This window comes from Arthrobacter antibioticus (assembly GCF_030063205.1).
Classification (GTDB): Bacteria; Actinomycetota; Actinomycetes; order Actinomycetales; family Micrococcaceae; genus Specibacter.
On record NZ_JASISQ010000003.1, the window covers coordinates 269,136 to 292,387 of the forward strand.

The following is a 23,252-nucleotide window of genomic DNA, read 5'->3' on the forward strand; positions in this document are numbered from 1 at the left end:
TTTAGAACTTGTAGTCAACGACCAGTGGGGCATGGTCTGAGAAACGGTTTTCGTAGGAATCTGCCCTGTCAACCACTGATGTCAGAGCCTTTTCCGCCAGGCCGGGTGTGGCCATCTGGTAGTCGATGCGCCAGCCGGTGTCGTTAGTGAAGGCCTGTCCCCGGTTTGACCACCACGTGTACGGGCCGTCAACTTCTCCGGCAAGTTCGCGAGCCACATCTTTCCAGCCGATTTCTTCGCCAAGGAACCTGTCAAAGTAAGCACGTTCTTCGGGCAGGAACCCTGATTTTTTGACGTTGCCTTTCCAGTTCTTAATATCTAAAGTCTTGTGCCCAACGTTCAGATCTCCCACCACCAGTGCATGGTCGCTGGTTGCGGCTAGCTGGGGCAGACGACCAATCATGGTGTCCAGGAAGCGGTATTTATCTACCTGCTTAGGCGTATCGACGGCGCCTGAGTGCACGTAGGCGCTGACAACGCTCAGCGTTGTGGGCGTGCCATCGGCACCCGTCAGAACGTAATCGGCCTCAACCCAACGTCCTGAGGTGGCGAAGTAGTCATCGCCAATGCCGATTCTTGTGGCTACTGGCTCGAGCACGTCTTTCCGGGTGGCGATCAAAACACCCGCCCGGCCCTTGGCTTCTGCTTCTGCGTGCAGCACGTGCCAATCTTCGCTAAGGAACTCGTCAACGATGGCGTCAGGGGCGCGTACTTCCTGCAGGCATAGGATGTCCACATCGCGTGCTGCCAGCCAGGGGCCCATGCCGTTCCTGTAGGCGGCACGGATGCCATTGACGTTTACACTTGCGATCCGCAATCGACCGTTTTCAATACCGTTGCTCACTTGTTCCACCTTACCTGCTTGGAACCCTGAATTCTTGGGCCCCTCATCCGTGTACATAGGTTGTGTTTTGCCTGCTTCATAACCGGCCCTGTGCTGGTTTAGCGCTGGGCTGGCTTGGCCCTGGGCTGGCTTGGCCCTGGGCTGGCTTAGCGCTGGGCACCGCGCTCAAAGGCGGACGGTCCGGGGTTAATCAATAATCACACCGCTGACGGGGTCCTCACCATCAGTGCCACCTTGGGCGGTTGCGGCCCGTTCGGCGTTCTTCTTATGCATGGCCGCATCCATCTTCGCTTCCTGGGCTTCCCAGTGTGGGTTGATCATGCCACGGGCATTGGTGGCTGTGATCTCGATTGTTTCCAACGCCCGGGCCACCATCGCCGAGTCCTTACCAAGGTATTCGTTGACCACACCGATCTGGACGTTGATGATCTTAAAGGAGTGATCCAGCTTGAGTTCACGCGCCTTCTCGGCCGAGCGTGAACCAGCCTCTTGGGACACAAGCCGGGTGCCGCCGTCGGACTGGGCACTTTCACTGTTGTGCTGGGCCATCTGCGCCTGAGCCAATGCCACCTGTCGGGCACCAAAGGAGGCGGCTTTGTGCACACCAATGTAGACCACAGTGGACAAGGCTAGCCAGCCAAACGCGATGGCGGCGATGACCCAACCCAACACGGTGCTGTTGTTGGCGGCGAAGATAAGTGCCACCAAAAAAACGATCGCCAACACAATGGTGCCAACGCCAGTGAATTTGCCAGGTTTGGACATTTTGCCGGTTCCAAGAGAAGTCATGCATCCATTCTCTCAAATACCGGCGTGCCCGTGGACCGCCTTCCACCAGCGGCGAACGTGCCAGGTGAGCACCGGGCGCCAACTCCCCTATTTGAAGGGATTCCAGCTGGCCATCGGAGCCAATTCGGCCAGCCCAGCACGCAGTAGCAAGAACCCCACAATGCCCACCACCCACACAAGAGTTTCACTGGCGAACTTGCCCAGTTTGGGGCTGAGACGGCGAAGTCCCGCATCCATATGGGAGCCAAGTGCCACCCGTAATGCCACTAACACCAGCGCCGGAATGAGCATGAGCACACAATAAATGCCAAGCACACCGAGCTCCGTGGGAAGCGGCAAATCAGAATTGGTGAGTAGTCCAATCGCCGCCAGGTAGGGCAACATAGTGGGCAGTTCAAGCAACCCTGCAATCAACGCCAGGGTCACCAACCCCCCTGGGCTCCGCAACGCTGTTGCTATTCGGCTCGCCCATTTGGTCTGGGCCACCGCTTCCTGAGATTTACTGCCCGTGCTTTTACTGCCCAGGTCTGAGAACAGCGCATAGGCCAGCATGGCGCCGCCACCTAGTGTGAGGGTCCACAAGATGGGTGGGATCGCCAGCAACGAATCGACATCCAACCCCTTGGCGAGCCAGCCTGCCCCAGCAAGCACGCCAATACCCACCAGCAAATAAAAGCCCGCCAAGGCACCAAGATATAGCAAGATCCGCGGGGCCATCCGGCGCGCATCCGGGCGCAGGAGTAGCCAGAATGGAATTAATAGGGTGCCAATGCTTGTGCTGTCAATGAGAGCCAAAACGGCGAGTTGGGCGAATAGTGCAATGGTCATAGTTCCAGCGTGCCAAGTGAACCAGCTTCCGGAGTCCGCCATCGGAGGCACTACTGCGTCATCCCTTCGTATCATCATGGCGTGCCTGCCTTGCCCGGGCGGCGGGCTACGGACAGGATGGAAGTATGAGCCAGCTTCCGCCCAAGTCCGCAACCCGCGTGTGGTTCAACACCCGCGTTCAGCCTTGGGCTTCGGGCATCCGCCGGGAAGATCTCGGGCTTGCCATCAGCTATTTCCTCGTGTTTTGGATTTTGAATGCTGTGAGCGGGGGTGGCGGGTTTAATTTCAATTTTCCGTGGTTGTCCCAGAACTGGGTGTTCTTTGCTGCCGTGGGATGTGCGGCAGTGGTGTTGCGCCGGAGCGCCACACCCTTGATGGCCATTCTTTGCGGATCTGCCACCGTGATGCTGTTGCTGAGCAACCAGCCAACAGCCCTGATATTGGTGTTTGAACTGTTTTTCTCTCTGGTGTTGTTCGGCTCCCCCAAGGTTTCCGCGGCAGCCAGTAAAAGTGCTGTGGCTCTGTCAGTGCTGGTGACCCTGCTGGTCCTGGCCCTGACCGGTGAGGCAGAAGCCACGGTAGTAGCAGCGGTTGCAGCTGTCATGACGCTGCTTATGCCGATGGAATGGGCTGGAAATCTTCGCAAAGCTCAGCATCTAACAGAAAGTGAGTCCGCCCGGGCGGAGGCTGTCCGGGCGTCAGCGGAGCATCGCTTTCTTGCTGACAGGACCACCCATGAACTGATCCTTGAGCGCGAGCGCCAACACATGGCACGCGAGCTCCACGATGTTCTTTCCGCGCGGCTCTCAGCCATTGCCCTCCAATCCGGTGCGGCATTGCACACAGGATTACTGCAGGAAAAGAGGCAGGCAACGAAAATCCTCTCCCAAATTCGCTCCGAAAGCGTGGCGGCTCTGGATGAACTCAATGGGATGATCCGGCTCCTGCATACAGGCGCACTGGATGAGACGGCCGGACGCGCAGCTGACGTGATTTCCCTGGTGGAGCAGCATCATTTATCCGGGACCATGATTTCCTATGAAAATTCCCTGCCCGACGGCGGAGATCACCTACCCCTGCAGCTTCAGACCATTCTCTACCGCGTGTGCGCCGAATCCCTGCGCAACGCCGCCCTGCACGCGCCCGGTACACCCGTCACGATCACATTGGCGTGCTCCACAGGGACAGCAGCGGAGGTAGGGGTTGTTTTGCTTGTGTCTAACCCTTTGCCACGCTGCCCTGTCCCTCCGGCGCAAACAGGTTCTGCAGAGGTGGAGTCTTCACATGCTGGAACAGGTACGGGTATTCCCAGCATGCATTTCCGAGCCGCGCACGCTGGGGGAACCATCTCAACAGGTTTGCGTGCTGGGCATTGGGTGGTGGAACTGCGGTTGCCGATCGCAAGCTCCGCATCCGCAGAAGCCCACCTGTCATCGGGGGCCGCAGTATGAGCCCGGCTCAGCCAGTCACTGTCCTCTTGGCGGATGACCATGCCGCCATCAGGTTGGGCATGCGCATGGTGGTGGACACCGCAACCGATATGGAAGTGGTGGGTGAAGCCGGCGACGGTGCCCTCACTGTGAGTATGGCGCGGGCGCTGCGACCCGACGTTATCCTGATGGACTTGCGTATGCCGGTCATGGACGGTGTGGAAGCGACCCGGCACATTTGTGCCGAAGGTGTGTCCAAGGTGTTGGTGCTGACAACTTTTGACCATGATTCTTACCTCTTTGGTGCGCTCGCCGCCGGTGCTTCGGGTTTTCTGCTCAAGACGGCCGAACCTGCAACTATCACCGAAGCGATTCGCCGTGTTCATGAGGGTGATCAGGTCATAGCCCCGGAAGTGACGGCACGAATTGTTGCTGCCGCCCTGTCTGCGAATAGTGGGCCCGTGCTTGCCTCAACCGAGCCTCCGGCCTTGGATTTACTCACGGGACGGGAGCGAGAGGTCTTTGACTGCTTGGGCAGCGGACTAACAAATTATTGTATAGGCCGTCAGCTGGGCATCTCGGAAGCCACGGTGAAGACCCACGTTTCGCGCGTGCTGGCAAAGCTGGGCTTAGCGTCCCGGGTTCAGGCAGCACTGTTCCGACGAACCTGAACTGTGCCACCCCCGCTGCCACGCCCCGCAGTCCTCGCACTCCCTCGTTGAAGCCCTGACCACCGAGCCCACCGTCCTTCCTCCTTTTCTCGTTGAGGTTGGAGGTGATGACACCCCGGAGACCGCTGGGGTGACATCATCTCCAACCTCAACCGTGGGATATGTGCGTGCCCTACCCTTGCCCCGCTTGATGATCGGGAGCATCATGGTTGAACGGTGTTAAGAAGGGATATCAACATGTCAGGACTTCGTTCCAGAGCCCACTGCAGCATTGCTCCACCCGATATGTTGGGGAGGTTGGCTGTTGATGGGGATCCCGAACAACGAGAAGCCGCTGTCCGGGCGCTGGCCACCTCAGCTGCCATCCGTTCCCAGCGCGCCGTTATGGGGCGGCTGAACCGCCAGCTCAATCTAAACATTGGGCAGATGGTGGGCTTTGGCGTAATTCCCGAGCGCCGTTTGACCGTTTATGACAACAAAACGCTGGGCCGCACGTATCTACCCGGTGTCCGGGCGCGAGACTGGGGCCAGCCGCCCGTGGAGGATGCCGCTGTCAACCAGGCGTACGACGGCAGTAGCGCCACCTACGAATTTTACCGAGACGTTTTCCAGCGCAACTCCCTGGATGGTGCAGGCCTGGAACTCATCTCATCCGTCCACTATGGAGTGGCGTTTGATAACGCTTTCTGGGACGGCGCCCAGATGGTTTACGGTGACGGGAGCGGACGGATTTTCCAGATTGGTGGATTGACCCGGTCCCTGGATGTGATTGCCCATGAACTGACCCACGGGATCACCGAACTGACTGCGGGGCTGGTTTACAGCGAACAATCCGGTGCGTTGAACGAATCTTTCTCCGACATTTTTGGTTCGCTCGTTAAGCAATACAGCCTCAAGCAAACAGCCGCCGAAGCCGACTGGCTCATTGGCGAAGGTATTTTGGTCCCCGGGCTCGGAAAAGCCCTGCGTTCCATGATGCACCCCGGCACCGCGTACAAAGGAGATCGCCAACCCGGTCATATGGATGATTACGTTGTACTGCCGGATAATAACGACCCCCGCAATGACAACGGTGGCGTCCATATTAATTCTGGTATCCCCAACCACGCCTTTGCGTTGGCCGCCACGGCAATGGGTGGCCATGCGTGGGAGAAGGCAGGGAAGATCTGGTACGCCGTGCTGAACACCCGGCTGCGCGCCAATTCCCAGTTCACAGAGGCAGCCCAAGCCACTGTTGACGTTGCAGGGGCATTGTTTAGTTCAACGGAGCGGGATGCTGTCCATGACGCATGGAAAGAAGTCGGTGTTTTGACGTGAAAGTTCTAACATGAAACTGACAATCCGCAGGGGTGGGGGTATTGCCGGCATCGTGGCCCAGACCGAGTTGGACGCCCAAGTGTTGCCTGAACCAGCAGCGCAGGCCTTCGCTGGGGAGATTGCACGCGCCAATTTGCACGATCAGGTCGCCAAACCACCAGCCACGCAATGGCCAGATGGGCAGCTCTATGAAATCTCCTTGAAGGAGGCTGGACCGCCAGTAACGTGCTTTTACACCGATGAATCTCTACCGGAAAATGTCCGGCTGCTGTTGGCGTGGGTGGATGGACGTCCCGAACGCATCGAGTCAATTGAATAACTTCCAAGCCAGCCCACGCAAAAGGAGGACGACGCGCGGAACCTGAGTTCCGCGCGTCGTCCTCCTCAGGCTTTAGCCACCCAGACAAGCTCACGATCAGGCTCGCGGTGGATGAGCCCAACGAAGCTTAGGACCGCTCCGCTGCCTCAACCACATTGGCCAAGAGCATGGCACGAGTCATAGGGCCTACACCACCTGGGTTCGGGGAGATCCAGCTCGCCACTTCCGCGGCTGCAGGCTCCACATCCCCAGTGACCACGGCCTTGCCATTGCCATCATCGACGCGGCTAACACCTACATCCAGAACAATGGCACCGGGCTTCAAATCGGCGGCCTTGATCATGTGCGGGACACCGGCAGCGGCAACCACCACGTCGGCGTCGCGCAGCTCGGCCGCCAGATCCTTGGTGCCAGTGTGCGCCAAAACCACTGTGGCGTTGATGTCTCGGCGGGTCAGCAGCAGACCCATGGGCCTGCCAATCGTCACGCCGCGACCAACCACCAACACGCGCTTGCCACCGAGTGAAATACCGTGGCGTTCCAACAGCACAATGCAGCCCTTGGGCGTGCAAGGCAGCGGAGACGTCATGGGCCGGTTCACGTTCGCCACCAAACGGCCCAGGTTCATCGGATGCAAACCGTCCGCATCTTTGGCCGGGTCAATGGCTTCGAGCACCACGTCCTGGTCAATGTGCGTTGGCAGTGGAAGCTGGACAATATAGCCGGTGCACGTAGGGTCCTCGTTCAGCTGGTGGACAGCGGCGAGGACTTCTTCCTGCGTGGCCGATTCCGGCAAGTCGATGCGGATGGACTTGATGCCAACCTGGGCACAGTCCTTGTGTTTTCCACCCACATACCATTGGGAGCCCGGATCCGAGCCAACTAAAATGGTGCCTAGGCCCGGGATGACGCCGCGGGCAGCCAGGGCTGCCACGCGTTCGGTCAACTCGGCTTTGATGGCAGCGGCGGTGGCCTTGCCGTCAAGGATTTGGGCAGTGGACATTCTTACCATTCTTCCTGACCGGGGTAGAGCGGGAAGTTGGCAGTCAGTGCCTTTACGCGGACCTTGAGTCCGTCAACATCTGCGCCACCCTTCAGCGCTGCCGCAATGATCTCGGCCACCTCGGTGAATTCCGGGGCGCCGAAGCCGCGTGTGGCCAAGGCCGGGGTGCCGATGCGCAGACCCGAAGTGACCATCGGGGGGCGGGGGTCGAACGGGACGGCGTTGCGGTTCACAGTGATGCCCACGCTGTCCAGAAGATCTTCGGCCTGCTGGCCATCCAGCACTGAGTTGCGCAGATCAACCAGGACCAAGTGCACATCGGTGCCACCGGTCAGTACGGACACGCCGGCTTCGGCGACGTCTGCGGCATTGAGGCGCTCGGCAATGATCTTTGCACCTTCCAAGACACGTGCCTGGCGCTCCTTGAACTCCTCGCCCGCTGCAACCTTGAAGGCCACAGCCTTGGCAGCGATGACGTGCATGAGCGGGCCGCCCTGCTGACCCGGGAACACGGCGGAGTTCAGTTTCTTGGCCCATTCCTTCTTGGCCAGGATCACCCCTGATCGCGGGCCGGAGAGGGTCTTGTGAACTGTGGAGGTGACCACGTCGGAGTACGGCACCGGAGACGGGTGCAGACCTGCGGCCACCAAGCCTGCGAAGTGCGCCATGTCCGTCCAGAGCAGGGCTCCCACTTCATCGGCGATGGATCGGAATGCGGCAAAGTCCAGCTGGCGCGGGTATGCGGACCAGCCGGCGATGATGACCTGAGGCTTCTCCACGATGGCCTGGGCGCGCAGCTTATCCATGTCGATGCGGAAGGTATCAGGCTCAACTTCGTAGGCTGCGACCTCGTACAGTTTGCCGGAAAAGTTCAGCTTCATACCGTGGGTCAGGTGGCCACCATGGGCCAGGGACAGGCCCATGATCTTATCGCCGGGTTTGATCATGGCTGCGAGCGCGGCCGCATTGGCCTGGGCACCCGAGTGCGGTTGGACGTTGGCGTACTCGGCACCAAAAAGGTCCTTTACACGCTCAATAGCCAGGGTTTCTGCCACATCAACATATTCACAACCACCGTAGTAGCGGCGGCCCGGGTAACCTTCAGCGTATTTGTTGGTCAGCACTGAGCCCTGAGCTTCAAGGACGGCTCGGGGCGCGAAGTTTTCGGAGGCGATCATTTCCAACGTGTCCCGTTGACGGCCAAGCTCATCCTTCAGGACGGTGGCAATTTCCGGGTCAAGCTCGGAGAGCGGGGCGTTGGTCACGGACTGGGTGGGGGTAAAAGACACTACGGACTCCTGGTGGCAGCACGGAAAAAAACTCTTCTAGAAAAAGATTATCGCCAATCCGTTCATGGCCGCATTTGAAGACATTAGTACGCAACATGGTCTGGAGTTTGCTCCGGGCGCCATGTCTGGCTTCAGGGTTTATTCACGGCCAATGCGCGCATTGGCAAACGTGACCTCTCGTCCCAGGCGTACGATCGTGAGGTCTTCGCTAGTGCTGCTCCCCGGTGGTGTCCCACCTCATCGCCAGTTGCAACTCCTCAATTGTAGTACAGAGCCTGAATTCGACGGTAACGTTGAGTGGGTGAATGATCTGAATTCCGCCGCCGTGATCACCCCGGCAGCCATGCACGGATACGTCCTAACTCTCTCCTGCTCCGACCAGCCCGGCATTGTTCACGCCGTTTCCGGTTCGCTGCTTGAGGCTGGCTGCAACATCACTGACTCCCAGCAATACGGCAACCCGGACACTGGCACTTTCTTCATGCGCGTTGCTGTGGAAACTACGACGTCGTTCAGCCGCCTCCGCGAGCACCTTGAGTTAATCGCGGGGAAGTTCTCCTTCAACTGGGCCTTGCACCGCGTGGGTGCGCCAGTACGCACGCTGATCATGGCGTCTAAGGCCGCCCATTGCCTGAACGACATTTTGTTCCTGCAGCGCTCAGGGACCTTGCCAGTAGACATCCCGGCGATCGTCTCCAACCATCGCGATCTTGAGCCCCTGGCCGAGTTCTACGGCATCCCCTTCTACTACATCCCCGTCACCGCCGAGACTAAGGCCAACGCCGAGCGCCAGCTCGTTGAGCTGGTTGCCGAGCTCGACGTTGAACTTGTTGTTCTAGCCCGCTACATGCAGGTACTTTCTGACGAGCTGTGCAACCACTTGGCTGGTAAAGCCATCAACATTCATCACTCGTTCCTGCCCTCGTTCAAGGGCGCCAAGCCGTACCACCAGGCTCATGCGCGCGGGGTGAAGATCATTGGCGCCACGGCCCACTACGTGACAGCCGCACTGGATGAGGGGCCCATCATTGAACAGGAAGTCATCCGGGTGGATCACGGCCATTCGGTGGAAAAATTTGTGTCAATGGGCCGCGCAGTTGAGGCACGCACCCTAGCCCAAGCGGTGCAGTGGCATGCAGAGCATCGCGTGCTGCTCGACGGACACCGCACAGTGGTCTTTGACTAGTCCCCACGTCCTCCCCCTGCTCGCAAGCTCACAGCGGGGCCCTCGGACGCGTGGGCCCAACCACGACCACCCTTTGCCCGCAAGCTCACAGCGGGGCCCTCGGACGCGTGGGCCCAACCACGACCACCCTTTGCCCGCAAGCTCACCTCTAGCAAGCTGAGCTATTTTAGATAGGCTGAGGGAATGCCAGCTAACCTCTTGGGAAAAACAATCCTCACGGGTTGAGAAGCGCTGAGCTATCCAACGGCCAAAAAACTCACTAAAGTACTTCCGCAACCACCCGTCCCACGATTGGATCCGCCATGAATTCGCTAATCACTTTTGACGGCAATACCCCTATGGTTCACGAGAGCGCATTCGTGGCCCACACCGCAGTGATCATCGGCAAGGCAAGTCTTGGCACTGATTCCAGCGCCTTCTACGGTGTTGTGATGCGTGCTGACACAAATTCGATCACTGTGGGCGACGGTAGCAATTTACAAGACAATGTTGTGCTGCACGCTGATCCAGGTTTCCCCACCCGAGTGGGCAGTGGCGTCAGCGTTGGCCACAGTGCAGTTATTCATGGCTGCACCATTGAAGATGACTGCTTAATTGGCATGAGTGCCACCATCATGAACGGTGCCGTGATTGGCGCTGGCTCCTTAATAGCTGGCGGAGCGGTTGTCCTAGAAGGTGCCATCATTCCTCCCGGTTCACTGGTCGCCGGGGTGCCAGCGAAGGTGCGACGTGAACTCAACGCTGAAGAGTTGGAGAGTGTCCGCGTCAACGCCACAAACTATGTGGCGTTGGCTCGTAAACATAAAGGCCTCCAGTTTTAGCCTGCAATAGCGACTGCGGGATTGCCGCAGCAGCAATCGGCAGTGGGGGGCTGATATTTCGGCGCTTTAGACCCGGTCATGGAGGGTGATGTGGTAGCCATCAGGGTCGGCGAAAGTGAATGTGCAACCGAATGGGCCCTCGATCGGTGCTGAGACTATTGTGTGACCGCTGGCTACAAGAGCATCGTGAATGCCCTGGACACAGGTGACATGGAGGGACACCGGTGGCATGGAGCCAGATAGCGGCGTCTATGCCGGGTTGGGCAGCCGAGGCAAGATCGGTACCGGGAACTATTTCCCGCAGAGCGAAGACGATCGGCGTGGTCTCAAAAACGAAAGCATGATGCGGGACTACCAAGTTTTCAATGGGAGCATTGGCCTGCCGCGGACACGATCGATGGCAAGGATCGCCCCACGGTCAGCGCTATCGGCGGCTCTGACCTCGGATTGGACGTGCATCTTCTTGACAGGCTCACCTCCTGTGAACTGCCCCGTCTCCACCCCTTGCCATGCAGGCAGTCAATCGGGCTCTTCTTGGATGCGAGATCCGTCCCTTGTTGGCCCCTTACTCCTGTTCTAGTGCTCCTAGATGGGGAACACTAGTAATTATCAGAGATTTAACGCGGCCCTCGCTGTTGCCACAGCGTTCATTTTAGTCATGATGACTTCGCTGTGAACGCTAGCGGGGATGCTCAAAAGAATGAAGATTGGCGGCTCTACCCTGGCGGCTTCTGGATCAAGGAACCACAATGAGTTCCACTCGTCATAACCACAGACCAAGAGAGCAAAACAATCTACATTCCCATTGGGAAAACTTGCCAGCGATACGCACAAGCAGCCACGGGGCTCTGGTCAGCTACTCATGAGGAGAGCACCTAGCGTTCAACCGTTCAACAAGGCGCAAACCTGCACTTAGATATTTCTATAGCGGCGCAAGACAACGATTAAAACAATTCCGGCCACCAATGAAATCACACCGGGTATCACCTGAGAGAACGCCATCGCAACTACTGGCAAGAGGATGGCCAACCATATACCGATTAATATAAGAACCGAGGCTGCTAACCACGTAACTGCACGAAGTGGATTGTTGCTGACTTTTAGTGTGTCCGACATTTTTATCCCCAATGTATTAGCTTGCTCCTAGAGGTCAGCCAGATTCCTAGGCCCCAGAGCATGTCAGCTCATCGTCCCTAGTAGTAGGAGTCAAAGTCAAGCGATGCAGAGCAGAATCGGGGAGCTACTTTGATTCAGTCCATCTACATCAAACACCAGAAGTAGCTGCCAGCCGAGGCCGGAACATCTTGGTTCTTGAGTACCTTGACGGGCTACTGGTTGAAGGCACCGAAGAAGAGCTCGCCGATTACCGACCGGGCCAGTCGCTGTTGTTCCAACTCACGGGGATTGGCAGCCGCGGAACTGGCTCAGTGACCATAGTGGGCTCAAGGACACCACCTGCTGAGCTAATGCCTTCAGCGCTTCTGAACGAGAGCATGCACGCCCGGGCTCCGGTCCTAGGTGATAATTGCAGTATCGGAAGCTGCGGGGCGAAAGAAATCAATGACTGGTTCTCCTTCGTGCTCGCCCATGGCAGGATTCATCAGGTGAACAAGATTGTTTTGACTGGGCAATTGGTCTGCCAAAGTGACGATGAAATTGCAGTCGTTATCGAATTTCTACCACAACACATTGAACTGACCCTTGCAGAATCAGGGTGCATCTCCTTCAAGGTGGAACAAAGTGAGAATCCATGGGTGTGGGATGTTTCCGAACGTTTCACGGATGCTGATTCTTTTAGGCTGCACCAGGAGCGTGTCAGGGACAGCCAGTGGGGACACGTAACAGCCAATATCAAGCGCAGTTATTCCGTGTCCGGCCTGTAAAAAACGAAGCGTCGTGCGTGCTCCAGGATCCCAATGCAGCGTTGAGTTGTGTTGATCATCCTAGAAATACTGGGCGCGAAGATACTCCAACAATGAAGGAGAGCTAATGCCATCGGGAGAACCCTACGAATCTGCTCCTGCTGAAACAGAATTCGGTTTAGGACTTCACCATGTTCAGCTAGCCCTGCCATTGGGAGGGGAGGATGCCTGCAGGGAATTCTATGTAGGAGTTCTTGGGCTTACAGAGGTCCAGAAACCTCTAGTCCTAGCAGCCCGCGGAGGTCTCTGGGTCCGGGCCGATAATCTAGAAATCCATCTGGGTGTAGAAGAAGATTTTCGTCCACAAAAGAAAGCGCACCCCGGTATTCTGGTCGCTAACATCGACGCTCTCTCTCATCGGCTCGAGGCTCACGGGCACGCTCTCGAATGGGACGCTAATTTCCCTGGCATGCGTCGGTTCTATGTTTGGGATAACAACGGCAACAGGCTTGAATTCTTATCCCCACAAGCCCGCAACTAAAAGTCATCTCTAGCGGGTGGGGCCGGGCCGGCTGGTCCTCCCCACGGCGAACATGACGAGCGTACAGCCCTGCTTACCCATCCCAGCAGCGCCAGACTTCGACATCAGTCTCTGGCGCCAGGCTGGCCAATCCCAATGACGTCCATCTTTCTTGCGTCCAAGCCGTGAACTTCACGGCCTATGCATGGCAGCTTCTCCACCCGCAGTGCCAGGCAGCATAAAAACGCACAATAAACTAACAAATTCAACAAATAATTGACATATTTGACGTCCACATACTCCGCGTTGTGCCAAAAATTGGGATTTCAGACTCACTAACGAATCGACAATCATGCGTTTTTAGCTATTTGCGTTAACCCAAAAAACGAAGAAAAGCGTTTTTTGTGTTCATATCTTGACTGCAAGGCTCCTTGTGATGCACGCTACTAGGTATGCCCGAAAACGTCTCCCCACTTGCAGCCCATGGCCCCAAGCCAGGTTCACAGTCAGCGCTTCGCCAACGCAATGAACAGCTCATCGTCGCAACGTTGCGGGAACAAGGAGCCTTGCCTCAGGCAGCGCTGGCCCGTTCCACCGGACTGTCCACAGCCACGATCTCCAACATCGTCAAAGCCATGTGCGCCAGCGGATTAGCCGCAACCCATCCCACTACCAGCTCTGGGCGCCGCGCACTGGCAGTGTCCTTACTCGAAACCACCGATGTTGCAGCTGGAATCGATTTTGGCCGCAGCCACGTCCGCATGGTGCTGGCCAGCCCCGGCTTCAAGGTCAGGGCAGAAAAGTTCGCCCCGCTTCCTGTTGGCCACCTGGCAGCAGAGAGCATCACTGCTGCGGCCACCATGATGAACGAACTACTGAAAGAATCGGGCATCGACCGCAGTCAGATCATTGGCGCTGGAGTGGGTGTTCCCGGCCCCATAGACCATGGCACTGGCACCGTAATCCGTGGCGCCATCCTGCCAGAATGGGTGGGAGTCAATATTGTTTCGCAGCTGGAAGAAGCACTTAGGATGCCCATCTTTGCTGACAATGACGCCAACCTTGGCGCGCTGGCGCAGGTAACGTGGGGCGAGCACCGGGGGGTGAAAGACCTGGTATTTCTAAAGATAGGCAGCGGCATCGGCGCTGGCCTGATTTTGAATGGTTCGCCATACTACGGACACACCGGTGTCACGGGTGAAATTGGCCATGCAACCATTTTTGATCAAGGTCTTGTATGCCGGTGCGGAAATCGCGGTTGCCTGGAAACCGTGGCCTCAACAGCTGTAATGATCGAACTTCTTAGCCGCGGCGAGTCTTACACCCTTACCGTTCCGGAAATCATCAAAAAAGCCAATGCGGGCGATGCTGCCACACTGCGTGTTATTGACGACGCCGGCATGGCCGTTGGCAAGGCGATGGCCAATGTTGTCAATATGATCAACCCTGAAATCATCGTGGTGGGCGGCCCGCTCGCTCCGCTGGGGGACACGTTGCTGAATCCCATTCGACGCGGCCTGATCCGGCATGCGGTCCCCGCCATAGGTGAGGGCACTACGGTTGTCATGTCCTCGCTGGGCGACAGGGCCGAGGCGCTGGGAGCCATTGCACTTGCCTTGAGCCACAGTCATCACCAGTAGGACTGGGGCCCCGCCACCGAGGCCCTGCCACCGAGGCCCTGCCACCGCGACACTGCCACAGTGCCCCTTGCCGCAGCCCTGCGCAACTCCGCGTCAACTGAGTTAAGTCCAGGTAAGCCCGGGTCAGCCCATGAAATTCCGGCCATAATCCGGACTGTTACCATTCTGTTGCGTTAAATAGTTGACTGCAAGTAGTGATAAAGGTAACTTTTGGGGAGAGAGTAATCCATACGCTTTCCGAGATCATCATTTTCGAACATTTATTCATGGAGGAAACACATGCGACGTCGTCTATCGTTGCTTGCCGGAGTTGCAGCGCTGGGTCTGACCCTGGCGGCCTGTGGCGGCGGCGGCGACACACCCACCGACAGCTCCAACGCCAAAGATGCCACCGGAAAAGTTGGTGTATTTACTTGGTGGGCCGACGGTTCCGAAAAGGCCGGCCTTGACGCACTCGTCAAGGTATTTGGCACGGATTACCCGAACGTCACCTTTGACAACCTTGCCGTCGCCGGCGGGGCAGGTTCACAGGCCAAGAGCGTCCTGGCTGCCCAGCTGAAAGCTGGCAACCCGCCTGATTCTTTTCAGGCCCATGCAGGAGCTGAGCTGCAGGATTACATCGATGCTGACCAGCTTGAAGATCTGAGCGGCTTCTACAAGGACAACGACCTCGCCGCACAGTTCCCCAAGGATCTGGTTGACCGCCTGACGGTTGATGGCAAGATCTACTCCGTCCCCTCCAACATCCACCGTGCCAACGTGGTCTGGGCCAACGTTGAGGTCTTGAAGAAAGCCGGCGTGGATCCGGAAAAGCCTGCTGCCGATCTTGATGGTTGGTTCGCTGACATGGACAAGATCAAGGCTTCAGGAACCATCCCCTTGGCAGTGGCAGGTTCCTGGACACAGGTCCAGCTGTTCGAGAACATTCTCCTCTCAAGCTTGGGCACCGACGGTTACAACGGTCTCTGGGATGGCAAGACTGACTGGAAGAGCGCCGAAGTTTCCACAGCTATCAAGGCTTACGAGAAGGCTCTCACCTACACCAACACCGACCGCGACTCCCTCAGCGACTGGGCTCCGGCCACACAGCTGGTTCAGGATGGTGCAGCTGCCTACAACGTCATGGGCGACTGGGCTGAAGCTAAGTTTGCACAGGACGGCGACAAGCCTGGCGTTGACTACGTCTACTTCCCCACACCGGGAACAGCAGGAGTCTTCGACTTCCTAGCGGACTCCTTCACCCTCCCCAAGGGTGCTCCGAACCCCGCCGGCGCCAAGGCCTGGTTGAGCACCATTGGCTCGGCCGAGGGCCAGACCGCTTTCAACAAGGTCAAGGGTTCCATCCCGGCCAACACCACGGCAAAGACCGATGACTTCTCTGAATACCAGAAAAGCGCCATCAAGGACTTTAGCCAGGACAAGATCGTTTCATCCCTGGCCCACGGCGCAGCAGTGCCGGTTGCCTGGTTGAACGATCTGAGCACCGCCGTCAGCAAATTCGGTGGCGATAAGAACGTTGAAGGACTTCAGAACTCCGCTGCGTCCATCGCAGAGAAGTTCGCCAAGTAACAACCGCAATTAGGTCGGGGGCGGCTGCGACAAACATGTCGTGCCGCCCCCAACCCATGCGGTACCGATTTTCTTCGGAAGGAGGCAAATTATGTTAAAACGTGCAAAAACATGGGGCCCAGGCGTATTGCTACTCGCCCCCACCCTGATTCTGGTTGGCGTATTCGTCTATTGGCTTATCATTGAGAATTTCCGTGTCAGCCTGACTAACCAGCACACGGCGAAGCCCAGCAGCAAATATGTTGGTTTTCAGAACTACACCAATCTTTTGGCAGACCCGAACTTCCAGCACTCATTGTGGAATCTGCTGATCCTGACCATCGTCTTCCTTGGTGGCACACTAATCTTCGGCTTCCTCTGGGCCTGGATTTTGGAACAACCAGCCAAGGGTGAAGGCTTCTTCCGCTCGGTTTACCTCTTCCCCATGTCAGTGTCTTTCATCGCCTCCGGTGTTGTTTGGCGTTGGCTGCTTTCGAGTTTGCAAACCTCCCAGCCCGGTGGTGAACGCACCACTGGTTTGAACCGGCTACTTGATAGCGTTGGCTTGGGTGCCTTGCAAAACGACTGGTGGTCCAATCCGACGTGGGGTATTGCCGCCATCGCCGTCCCTGCCATCTGGCAGCTTTCCGGCTACGTCATGGCCCTGTTCCTTGCTGGTTTCCGCGGTATCCCCGATGAGCTGCGCGAAGCGGCCCGGATTGACGGTTGCACCGAATGGAAGCTGTACCGGCACGTGATTTTCCCGCAGCTGAGCCCGGTCATGCTCTCAGCGGTGATCATCATCGGTCACATGTCCTTGAAGCTCTTCGACCTCATCCGAGCGATAGTCCCCGACGCCAATACTTATGACGTCCAGGTTCCTGCCACGATGATGTGGGTCAAGTACATCGGCAGTGACTACGCCGATGCTGCTGCGATCGGAACTATCTTGCTGGTTCTGGTGGCACTGGTTGTCATCCCCTACCTCTGGTACACCTCACGAGCGGAGAAGCGCTAATGTCCACCGCCACAGTGAACAACAAGAACCGTCTGCGTTCGGCGCAGGACATGAAGTCTGACTCTAAGCGCAATACCAAGCGCCGCATTAACCGCACGTTGAAGTACGCTCTGCTGCTTTTCTTCGTCGTGATGGTTATGTTGCCGGCCTACGTTTTGTTCATTACCAGCTTCAAGGGAACGGCCGACGCCGACCCCTCCCGCGCATGGTACCTCCCCCAGGTTTGGGAAACCGGCGGCTGGGTGAAAGCCTGGACTACGCTGGCTCCCTCCCTGGGACGCACCGTCATGTTGGTGGTCCCCTCCGCACTGGTTTCCGCATTCCTGGGCTCCATCAATGGCTACGTGCTTTCAAAGTGGAAGTTCCCCGGCTCGAATATTGTATTCACGTTGATCTTGTTCGGTATGTTCATCCCTTACCAGGCCGTGATGATCCCGCTGACGCAGCTAGTTAGCGATTTGGGCGTACCTCAGGGTGTCCCCTCTTTGATGCTGCTGCACATTGTTTATGGCCTGCCGATCTGTACGCTGATCTTCCGCAACTACTACACCTCCATACCCGATGAACTCATCGAGGCAGCACGAATGGATGGTGCAGGAATCCTGCGCACTTACGGCTCCGTCATCCTGCCAGTGTCAGCACCTGGCTTCGTCGTGGTGTTGATCTGGCAGTTCACTTCAGCATGGAACGATTACCTCTTTGCCGCGTTCTTCTCCTCAGGCCGCAACGGCCCTGTGACGATCGCGCTCTCGTTCCTCGCTGGTGGCCAGCTCACCGATTACGCCGCCTCGATGGCAGGGGCACTGATCGCTTCTGTGCCAACACTCATTGTCTACATTTTGTTGGGCAAGTACTTTGTGGGCGGTTTGATGAGTGGATCAGTGAAGGGCTAAACCCCGCTCCTGAGAACCTCCTGCTGCAAAGTAGCACAAATCCAAAGGCCCCATCCGCCGTCGAATTTATTGACGGATGGGGCCTTTGTCATGTTCACTCCCCTTTGGTGCGTAGCTGGGAGAATATCTTCATGAGCAACCCACGATTCGTCGGCCGTCCCGACTGGTACACCACGTTCAATCCCGAAACGCTTGCGGCCACTGGCAGGGCCCTGCGCTGGGGCGTGATTGCTACGGGAAATATCGCCAAGACCGTCACAGCCGATCTTGTGCTTCTGGAGGACGCGGTGCTGCAAGCTGTCAGTTCGCGCAACGAAGGCAGTGCAACTCAGTTTGCAACGAGGTTTGGCTTTACCTCCCACTACTACGACGGCGGACCTGACGGCTTAGGTGCTGCCGGTCATCTTCAATTGGTGGCGGATCCCGACGTTGATGTTGTCTACATTGCCACTCCGCACGGCCAACATTACGATGTAGCCAAGTCAGCACTTGAGCATGGCAAGCATGTTCTGTGTGAGAAGGCGTTGGCCATCACAGCAGCCGAGGCGCGGAACTTGATCGCACTGGCACGGGCCAAGGGCTTGTTCCTCATGGAAGCGGTCTGGGCCCGCTTTGTGCCAGGCTTTCAGAGGGCGTTGGAGATCATTGCCGCAGGAGAAATCGGTGAGGTTAAATGGGTTCAAGCCAATCTGGGTTTCGTGGCCCCAGGCGATGAATCACTACGGATTTGGGCTCCGGCCGACGGCGGCGGGGCGCTTCTGGATCTGACCGTTTACCCCCTGCTGTGGGCATGGGCCACGCTTGGCCGCCCGGAGGCTGTGGCCGCCTCGGGCGAGCTCACAGCGTTGGGCGTTGACAGCCAGAACACCATTTCACTGAGCTTTCCCAGTGGGGCTCAAGCCCAGCTGCTCAGTTATCTCACCTCGCAGGGGCCCAGCCGGGCGACAATTTCTGGCACTTTGGGCTATTTGGAAACGGTGGACTCGCTTAACAACCCCACGCAGATCCTTATTTCAGGGCCCGGGAGTGCTAAGCGAACCGAAAAATTTGAGCACCCGGGCCGGGGCTACACGTACCAGCTGCGCGAGGTGACACGCTGCATACAGGCAGGATTGACGGAGAGCACCACCATGCCGCTGGATGATTCGCTGGCCATCATGGAGCTATTTGATGAGGTAAGACGCCAATTGGGTGTCAGCTACCCAAACGATGACAGAACCGATCTCTAACCCCCACCCGACGCTCGCTCACTCCACGTCGACTTTCCTTCGACGCTCGCTCACTCCACGTCGAGAAATGAAGATCGCTCCTTCACTAGGTGAAGGAGCGATCTTCGATATACAACATCAAGTGAGCGAGCGTTGGGGTAGGGGTTAGCCGACGCCCAGGTATGCTTCCTTGATGGCCGGGTTGGCCAGGAGCTCCTTACCCGTACCACTGTGGGTGATCTCCCCCGTCTCCAGCACAAACGCCCGATGCGCCCGGGCCAGAGCCTGGTTGGCGTTTTGTTCCACCAGCAGCACGGTGGTGCCCTGGCTGTTGATCTCCGTGATGATCTTGAAGATCTGGCGGATGAACTGTGGCGCAAGACCCATCGAAGGCTCATCCAGCAGCAGCAGTTTGGGCCGGGACATCAACGCCCTGCCAATGGCGAGCATCTGCTGCTCACCACCACTCATGGTTCCACCAAACTGCTTCTGCCGTTCCTGCAACCGTGGAAACAACGTAAAGACCCGCTCAAGGTCCTTGCTCACACCGCTTCTGTCCTTGCGGCCAAAGGTACCCATATCAAGATTTTCAAGCACAGTCATGGCCGGGAAAATACCCCTGCCTTCGGGTGCTTGGGAAATACCCTGGACCACTCTGATGTGCGCTTTCATCTTGGTGATGTCCTCGCCCATGAACTTAATGGAGCCACCGGATGGATTCAGCAGCCCTGAAATAGTCTTCATGGTGGTTGTTTTTCCGGCACCATTGGCACCGATCAACGAGACAATCTCCCCCTCATCTACTGTGAAAGACATGTTGTGGATTGCCTGAATCCGTCCATAGTGGACTGAGACGTCGTTCAGCTCAAGCAAAGTCATCTTCAGGCTCCCCTAGGTAGGCGGAAATAACACGTGGGTCTTCGCGGATGTCATGCGGTTTGCCGTCGGCAATCTTCTTGCCAAATTCCAAAACAACAATCCTGTCCGTGACACCCATGACCAGTTTCATATCATGCTCAATCAGAAGTACCGTGTAGCCATCATCGCGGATGGTGCGGATGAGGGCCATCAGCTCTTCTTTTTCAGCAGGGTTGAAGCCGGCTGCTGGTTCATCCAAACACAACACTTTGGGGTCCGTGGCCAGTGCCCTAGCAATTTCTAGGCGACGCTGGCTGCCATAGGGCAAGTGCTTGGACAGTGTGGCGGCTTGGTGTTCGATACCAACAAATGCCAACAGGGCCAGGCCGCGCTCTATGGCGCTTTTTTCCTCGCGGATGTGCCTTGGTAAACGCAATAGCGCCCCAACAACGCTTGTTTTGTGCCGGGCGTCCAAACCCACCACAACGTTCTCCAGAGCTGTCATCTCACCAAAAAGGCGAATGTTCTGGAAGGTACGAGCCAAGCCGGCCCGGGTGATTTTATGCTGCTTCATGCCGTTGAGCATCTTGCCTTCAAGCAGTACTTGCCCACTTGTGGGTTTATACACCCCTGTCATGGCATTGAAGCACGTGGTCTTTCCGGCACCATTGGGGCCGATCAAACCAAGGATTTCACCACGTTTGATGGTGAAACTGACATCATCCATGGCCACCAGGCCACCAAATTTCATTGTCAGGTTCTTTACTTCCACCAGGTCTTCACCGATGGCAACATCAAAGCTTCGATCAGGAGCAATGGCCGCCGCAACATCGAGGTCAACTCCTCCTGCTCCTACATCTGCTGCAGAGTCACCGGTTGATTCTTGCGCCGCATGGCTCATGGTGTCATCCCTTCAGCATTGGGTTGGGCTGTGGCCGGAGGTGTGCCTACTATGCCTGTGCCACCTGGACCGCCATTTTTCTTTGTCGGTTTGGCATACCGCTCCCTGACGGAAGCGTACGCTTTGGTGCCATAGGCCAACAGCCTCTGACGAGCCGGGATAAGGCCCTGCGAGCGGTAAATCATGATCAGTACCAGCGCCAAGCCGAAGATCAGGAACTTGTATTCGGCAATAGCTGTGAACCTCAGTGGAATATACGCAACCAGCGCACCGCCAAGGATGGCCCCGACCTTGTTTCCTGATCCACCCAAGACTACTGCCGCGACAAACAAAATTGACGTCACGACGTCGAACTTCTGGTTATTCACAAAGCCAACCTGGCCGCCCATCAGCGCACCTGCAAGGCCGCCAACACCGGCACCCAGTGCAAACGCCCACACCTTGTACTTGAACGTTGGTACGCCCATGGTCTCTGCGGCATCCTCATCTTCACGGATGGCGATCCATGCCCGGCCCACGCGGCTACGCTCCATATTGCCCACAAGGAAGAGAATTATTATCAGGATGACAAGCGTCATCCAATACCACGGCGTGCCGTTCGAGTTGGCGAAAATTGGGATTCCGTCATCACCAACACCCGGCGGGTGACCTACGTTCTGGAAACCGGGCTGGCCCTTCATGGCAGGAATGATGGTGGCCAAAATTCGGACAATCTCGCCAAATCCAAGCGTCACAATAGCCAAATAATCGCCACGCAGGCGCAGGGTGGGCAAGCCCAACAGGACACCCACAAACATGGAAACGGCAATGGCAACCGGGATGGTCCACAGGTAGGGAATCTTAATGAATGCGGAATCGGGGCTTGTCAGCATTGCTGCCGTATAGGAACCAACAGCGAAGAAAGCAATGTAGCCCAGATCAAGTAAACCTGCGTAACCAATGACAATGTTTAGCCCTACGGCCACCAGCGCATAAATAGCCATAAGCTGGCAGGCTAGTGGCCAGTCGTTGCCTGGTTCGGTAGTTATGAACGGTGGGTTTAACACTGGAAGAGCAAAGGCTAGGAGCACCACAGGGATCAAGATGAGCCATTGTTTTTGACGAGGCATTTCTCGCCATCTATCGCTCCATGAACCAAATTTACGGTTCGGACGTGGCACAGCGGCACTGGATCCTGGAGGTACCCCCGCAGACTCCATATCGGCAGTGCTTTGGCCGGACTTAGCGGTTTTTAGCGGCTTGGGACCGTCAACCATACTCATGCTTTGCTCCTTCCCAACGATGTGCCGAGGATGCCTTCTGGGCGGAACAGCAGCACCAGAACCAGCACCAAGAACGCCACGACATCTGTCCATTGCGAGTTGCCCAACAGGATCTGGCCGTAGTTACCGATCAAGCCAAGGAGAAGCCCGCCAAGCAGGGCCCCCCGGACGTTGCCGATACCACCGAGAACGGCCGCGGCAAAAGCCTTGATGCCCAAAATAAAGCCACCGTTGTAAACAACTCCGGAGGGGATCTTCATGACATAGAACAGTGCGGCAGCACCGGCCAAAATACCGCCGATAATGAACGTAGTAATGATGATCTTTTCTTTGTTCACTCCCATCAGCGTGGCAGTGTCCGGATCCTGGGCTACGGCACGAATACCACGCCCTGTCCGTGACTTACTGATGAAGCGCTCGGTGACAACCATCATGATGACGGCAGCCGTGACAATCAAAATCTGATCCGAGTAGATGATAGTTCCAAAGACTTCGAAAATCGGTTTGGTCTGGAACATAGTCAAAGCCTGCTCAGGAACCGGGCCACGCCACAGGAAGATCAGGTACTGGATGGTGAATGAAGCACCGATGGCTGTGATCAAAAAAACCAGACGTGGCGCATTGCGTTTCCGCAACGGTCTGTACGCGAGCCGTTCAAGCAGAAACGCTGTAAGCGCCGAGGCCACAATGGCGGCTATTAGCGCCAGCAATAGGTTCAAGACAATCTGTCCAATGCCCAGATTGGGTGCAGAGGGGCCAAATCCTAAGAAACTTAGGGTGAAGAAGACTGCATAGCAGCCCATGATGAATACTTCAGAGTGAGCAAAGTTAATCAGGTTCAACACGCCGTAAACAAGCGTGTAACCAAGTGCCACGAGGGCATAAATGGAACCAAATGTCAGGCCGTCAAAAGTGGCTGACCAAAAGTTTTGTCCCAGGGAAACAAAGTCGAGTGTAATCCAGTCGTTGGCCACTGGTGCGGCCATAAGGATGGTTGGAAGCATAGGAATGTCCGTTTCTTGCGGGGCGCCGGGGCAGGTTATGT

At 56.9% G+C, this 23,252-nt stretch carries 23 protein-coding genes, 1 pseudogene and 1 riboswitch; of the genes and pseudogenes, 13 read left to right on the forward strand and 11 right to left on the reverse strand.

The window, feature by feature from the left end; all coding sequences use genetic code 11:
* Position 1 precedes the first annotated feature (1 nt).
* The 3 genes from QMG40_RS08690 to QMG40_RS08700 all read right to left on the reverse strand — a co-directional run bounded on the left by QMG40_RS08690 (position 2) and on the right by QMG40_RS08700 (position 2,461).
* Positions 2-901, reverse strand: a complete 900-nt coding sequence (locus QMG40_RS08690) for an exodeoxyribonuclease III (protein WP_459252977.1) — start codon at positions 899-901, stop codon at positions 2-4.
* A 129-nt stretch (positions 902-1,030) separates the two neighbouring features.
* Positions 1,031-1,633, reverse strand: coding sequence for a hypothetical protein (locus QMG40_RS08695; protein WP_283530560.1), 603 nt, complete (start codon positions 1,631-1,633; stop codon positions 1,031-1,033).
* An 87-nt stretch (positions 1,634-1,720) separates the two neighbouring features.
* On the reverse strand, positions 1,721-2,461 hold the full coding sequence (locus QMG40_RS08700) for a GAP family protein (RefSeq protein ID WP_283530562.1): 741 nt from the start codon (positions 2,459-2,461) through the stop codon (positions 1,721-1,723).
* A gap of 125 nt (positions 2,462-2,586) precedes the next feature.
* Here QMG40_RS08700 and QMG40_RS08705 point away from each other — a divergent pair, with 125 nt between their 5' ends.
* The 4 genes from QMG40_RS08705 (at position 2,587) to QMG40_RS08720 (ending at position 6,198) form a co-directional block, all read left to right on the forward strand.
* Positions 2,587-3,912 carry a sensor histidine kinase gene (locus QMG40_RS08705; RefSeq protein ID WP_283530564.1) on the forward strand — a complete coding sequence of 442 codons (1,326 nt, stop codon included), beginning with the start codon at positions 2,587-2,589 and terminating at the stop codon, positions 3,910-3,912.
* Positions 3,909-4,562: a response regulator gene (locus QMG40_RS08710; RefSeq protein ID WP_283530566.1), complete on the forward strand. Its 654-nt coding sequence runs from the start codon at positions 3,909-3,911 to the stop codon at positions 4,560-4,562. The genes QMG40_RS08705 and QMG40_RS08710 overlap by 4 nt, the downstream gene beginning before the upstream one ends.
* Before the next feature lie 237 nt (positions 4,563-4,799).
* Entirely contained in the window at positions 4,800-5,879 is a 1,080-nt protein-coding gene (locus QMG40_RS08715) for a M4 family metallopeptidase (RefSeq protein WP_283530568.1), read from the forward strand.
* A gap of 10 nt (positions 5,880-5,889) precedes the next feature.
* Positions 5,890-6,198: a protealysin inhibitor emfourin gene (locus tag QMG40_RS08720; RefSeq protein ID WP_283530571.1), complete on the forward strand. Its 309-nt coding sequence runs from the start codon at positions 5,890-5,892 to the stop codon at positions 6,196-6,198.
* Between the two features lie 127 nt (positions 6,199-6,325).
* On the opposite strand, the gene QMG40_RS08725 is transcribed toward QMG40_RS08720, so the two are convergent.
* Positions 6,326-7,201: a bifunctional methylenetetrahydrofolate dehydrogenase/methenyltetrahydrofolate cyclohydrolase gene (locus tag QMG40_RS08725; RefSeq protein WP_459252978.1), complete on the reverse strand. Its 876-nt coding sequence runs from the start codon at positions 7,199-7,201 to the stop codon at positions 6,326-6,328.
* Positions 7,202-7,203: 2 nt separating this feature from the next.
* Positions 7,204-8,490 carry a serine hydroxymethyltransferase gene (glyA, locus tag QMG40_RS08730; protein WP_283530575.1) on the reverse strand — a complete coding sequence of 429 codons (1,287 nt, stop codon included), beginning with the start codon at positions 8,488-8,490 and terminating at the stop codon, positions 7,204-7,206.
* Positions 8,491-8,663: 173 nt separating this feature from the next.
* A riboswitch (ZMP/ZTP riboswitch) is annotated at positions 8,664-8,751 on the reverse strand.
* A gap of 82 nt (positions 8,752-8,833) precedes the next feature.
* Between glyA and purU the strand changes: the two genes are divergently transcribed.
* Complete coding sequence (purU, locus tag QMG40_RS08735; RefSeq protein WP_283530869.1) at positions 8,834-9,676, forward strand: formyltetrahydrofolate deformylase; 843 nt, start codon at positions 8,834-8,836, stop codon at positions 9,674-9,676.
* A 302-nt stretch (positions 9,677-9,978) separates the two neighbouring features.
* A complete protein-coding gene (locus tag QMG40_RS08740) occupies positions 9,979-10,497 on the forward strand; it encodes a gamma carbonic anhydrase family protein (protein WP_283530577.1) in 519 nt (172 codons plus the stop codon).
* A gap of 66 nt (positions 10,498-10,563) precedes the next feature.
* Here the strand turns inward: QMG40_RS08740 and QMG40_RS08745 are convergent.
* A pseudogene (locus tag QMG40_RS08745) lies at positions 10,564-10,846 on the reverse strand (VOC family protein); the annotation flags it as partial.
* A gap of 955 nt (positions 10,847-11,801) precedes the next feature.
* On the opposite strand from QMG40_RS08745, the gene QMG40_RS08750 reads away from it, so the two are divergent.
* The 3 genes from QMG40_RS08750 (at position 11,802) to QMG40_RS08760 (ending at position 14,519) form a co-directional block, all read left to right on the forward strand.
* Positions 11,802-12,380, forward strand: a complete 579-nt coding sequence (locus tag QMG40_RS08750; protein ID WP_283530579.1) for a putative quinol monooxygenase — start codon at positions 11,802-11,804, stop codon at positions 12,378-12,380.
* A gap of 106 nt (positions 12,381-12,486) precedes the next feature.
* Positions 12,487-12,900 (forward strand): VOC family protein, encoded by a 414-nt coding sequence (locus QMG40_RS08755; RefSeq protein WP_283530581.1) that lies wholly within the window; start codon positions 12,487-12,489, stop codon positions 12,898-12,900.
* A 431-nt stretch (positions 12,901-13,331) separates the two neighbouring features.
* The gene (locus QMG40_RS08760) at positions 13,332-14,519 is read left to right on the forward strand and encodes an ROK family transcriptional regulator (RefSeq protein ID WP_283530583.1); all 1,188 of its coding nucleotides are present in this window, start codon (positions 13,332-13,334) and stop codon (positions 14,517-14,519) included.
* On the opposite strand, the gene QMG40_RS08765 is transcribed toward QMG40_RS08760, so the two are convergent.
* On the reverse strand, positions 14,510-14,665 hold the full coding sequence (locus QMG40_RS08765; protein ID WP_283530585.1) for a hypothetical protein: 156 nt from the start codon (positions 14,663-14,665) through the stop codon (positions 14,510-14,512). The two genes, QMG40_RS08760 and QMG40_RS08765, sit on opposite strands and share 10 nt — an antisense overlap.
* A gap of 133 nt (positions 14,666-14,798) precedes the next feature.
* Between QMG40_RS08765 and QMG40_RS08770 the strand changes: the two genes are divergently transcribed.
* From QMG40_RS08770 to QMG40_RS08785, 4 genes are all read left to right on the forward strand, one after another.
* The gene (locus QMG40_RS08770) at positions 14,799-16,088 is read left to right on the forward strand and encodes an ABC transporter substrate-binding protein (protein ID WP_283530587.1); all 1,290 of its coding nucleotides are present in this window, start codon (positions 14,799-14,801) and stop codon (positions 16,086-16,088) included.
* A gap of 91 nt (positions 16,089-16,179) precedes the next feature.
* A complete protein-coding gene (locus tag QMG40_RS08775; protein WP_283530589.1) occupies positions 16,180-17,085 on the forward strand; it encodes a carbohydrate ABC transporter permease in 906 nt (301 codons plus the stop codon).
* Positions 17,085-17,978, forward strand: a complete 894-nt coding sequence (locus tag QMG40_RS08780; RefSeq protein WP_459252979.1) for a carbohydrate ABC transporter permease — start codon at positions 17,085-17,087, stop codon at positions 17,976-17,978. Before QMG40_RS08775 ends, QMG40_RS08780 begins: the two co-directional genes overlap by 1 nt.
* A gap of 131 nt (positions 17,979-18,109) precedes the next feature.
* The gene (locus QMG40_RS08785; protein WP_283530591.1) at positions 18,110-19,207 is read left to right on the forward strand and encodes a Gfo/Idh/MocA family protein; all 1,098 of its coding nucleotides are present in this window, start codon (positions 18,110-18,112) and stop codon (positions 19,205-19,207) included.
* Positions 19,208-19,351: 144 nt separating this feature from the next.
* Here the strand turns inward: QMG40_RS08785 and QMG40_RS08790 are convergent, their stop codons facing one another.
* Genes QMG40_RS08790 through QMG40_RS08805 form a run of 4 tightly spaced genes read right to left on the reverse strand, consistent with a single transcriptional unit; the run spans position 19,352 to position 23,211 of the window.
* Positions 19,352-20,065, reverse strand: a complete 714-nt coding sequence (locus QMG40_RS08790) for an ABC transporter ATP-binding protein (protein ID WP_283530593.1) — start codon at positions 20,063-20,065, stop codon at positions 19,352-19,354.
* A complete protein-coding gene (locus tag QMG40_RS08795; RefSeq protein WP_283530596.1) occupies positions 20,052-20,945 on the reverse strand; it encodes an ABC transporter ATP-binding protein in 894 nt (297 codons plus the stop codon). Before QMG40_RS08795 ends, QMG40_RS08790 begins: the two co-directional genes overlap by 14 nt.
* Positions 20,942-22,207: a branched-chain amino acid ABC transporter permease gene (locus QMG40_RS08800; RefSeq protein ID WP_283530598.1), complete on the reverse strand. Its 1,266-nt coding sequence runs from the start codon at positions 22,205-22,207 to the stop codon at positions 20,942-20,944. Before QMG40_RS08800 ends, QMG40_RS08795 begins: the two co-directional genes overlap by 4 nt.
* Positions 22,204-23,211: a branched-chain amino acid ABC transporter permease gene (locus QMG40_RS08805; protein WP_283530599.1), complete on the reverse strand. Its 1,008-nt coding sequence runs from the start codon at positions 23,209-23,211 to the stop codon at positions 22,204-22,206. Before QMG40_RS08805 ends, QMG40_RS08800 begins: the two co-directional genes overlap by 4 nt.
* Positions 23,212-23,252 lie beyond the last annotated feature (41 nt).

What these genes read in the sequence shown, in the direction of transcription:
- QMG40_RS08790 (WP_283530593.1), bottom strand. Translation starts at nt 20,065, where the DNA reads ATGACTTTGCTTGAGCTGAACGACGTCTCAGTCCACTATGGACGGATT.
- QMG40_RS08770 (WP_283530587.1), top strand. Translation starts at nt 14,799, where the DNA reads ATGCGACGTCGTCTATCGTTGCTTGCCGGAGTTGCAGCGCTGGGTCTG.
- QMG40_RS08725 (WP_459252978.1), bottom strand. Translation starts at nt 7,201, where the DNA reads ATGTCCACTGCCCAAATCCTTGACGGCAAGGCCACCGCCGCTGCCATC.
- QMG40_RS08775 (WP_283530589.1), top strand. Translation starts at nt 16,180, where the DNA reads ATGTTAAAACGTGCAAAAACATGGGGCCCAGGCGTATTGCTACTCGCC.
- purU (WP_283530869.1), top strand. Translation starts at nt 8,834, where the DNA reads ATGCACGGATACGTCCTAACTCTCTCCTGCTCCGACCAGCCCGGCATT.
- QMG40_RS08710 (WP_283530566.1), top strand. Translation starts at nt 3,909, where the DNA reads ATGAGCCCGGCTCAGCCAGTCACTGTCCTCTTGGCGGATGACCATGCC.
- QMG40_RS08785 (WP_283530591.1), top strand. Translation starts at nt 18,110, where the DNA reads ATGAGCAACCCACGATTCGTCGGCCGTCCCGACTGGTACACCACGTTC.
- QMG40_RS08795 (WP_283530596.1), bottom strand. Translation starts at nt 20,945, where the DNA reads ATGAGCCATGCGGCGCAAGAATCAACCGGTGACTCTGCAGCAGATGTA.
- QMG40_RS08765 (WP_283530585.1), bottom strand. Translation starts at nt 14,665, where the DNA reads ATGGCCGGAATTTCATGGGCTGACCCGGGCTTACCTGGACTTAACTCA.
- QMG40_RS08805 (WP_283530599.1), bottom strand. Translation starts at nt 23,211, where the DNA reads ATGCTTCCAACCATCCTTATGGCCGCACCAGTGGCCAACGACTGGATT.
- QMG40_RS08760 (WP_283530583.1), top strand. Translation starts at nt 13,332, where the DNA reads ATGCCCGAAAACGTCTCCCCACTTGCAGCCCATGGCCCCAAGCCAGGT.
- QMG40_RS08800 (WP_283530598.1), bottom strand. Translation starts at nt 22,207, where the DNA reads ATGAGTATGGTTGACGGTCCCAAGCCGCTAAAAACCGCTAAGTCCGGC.
- QMG40_RS08740 (WP_283530577.1), top strand. Translation starts at nt 9,979, where the DNA reads ATGAATTCGCTAATCACTTTTGACGGCAATACCCCTATGGTTCACGAG.
- QMG40_RS08755 (WP_283530581.1), top strand. Translation starts at nt 12,487, where the DNA reads ATGCCATCGGGAGAACCCTACGAATCTGCTCCTGCTGAAACAGAATTC.
- QMG40_RS08705 (WP_283530564.1), top strand. Translation starts at nt 2,587, where the DNA reads ATGAGCCAGCTTCCGCCCAAGTCCGCAACCCGCGTGTGGTTCAACACC.
- QMG40_RS08780 (WP_459252979.1), top strand. Translation starts at nt 17,085, where the DNA reads ATGTCCACCGCCACAGTGAACAACAAGAACCGTCTGCGTTCGGCGCAG.
- QMG40_RS08695 (WP_283530560.1), bottom strand. Translation starts at nt 1,633, where the DNA reads ATGACTTCTCTTGGAACCGGCAAAATGTCCAAACCTGGCAAATTCACT.
- QMG40_RS08700 (WP_283530562.1), bottom strand. Translation starts at nt 2,461, where the DNA reads ATGACCATTGCACTATTCGCCCAACTCGCCGTTTTGGCTCTCATTGAC.
- QMG40_RS08715 (WP_283530568.1), top strand. Translation starts at nt 4,800, where the DNA reads ATGTCAGGACTTCGTTCCAGAGCCCACTGCAGCATTGCTCCACCCGAT.
- QMG40_RS08690 (WP_459252977.1), bottom strand. Translation starts at nt 901, where the DNA reads ATGTACACGGATGAGGGGCCCAAGAATTCAGGGTTCCAAGCAGGTAAG.
- QMG40_RS08720 (WP_283530571.1), top strand. Translation starts at nt 5,890, where the DNA reads ATGAAACTGACAATCCGCAGGGGTGGGGGTATTGCCGGCATCGTGGCC.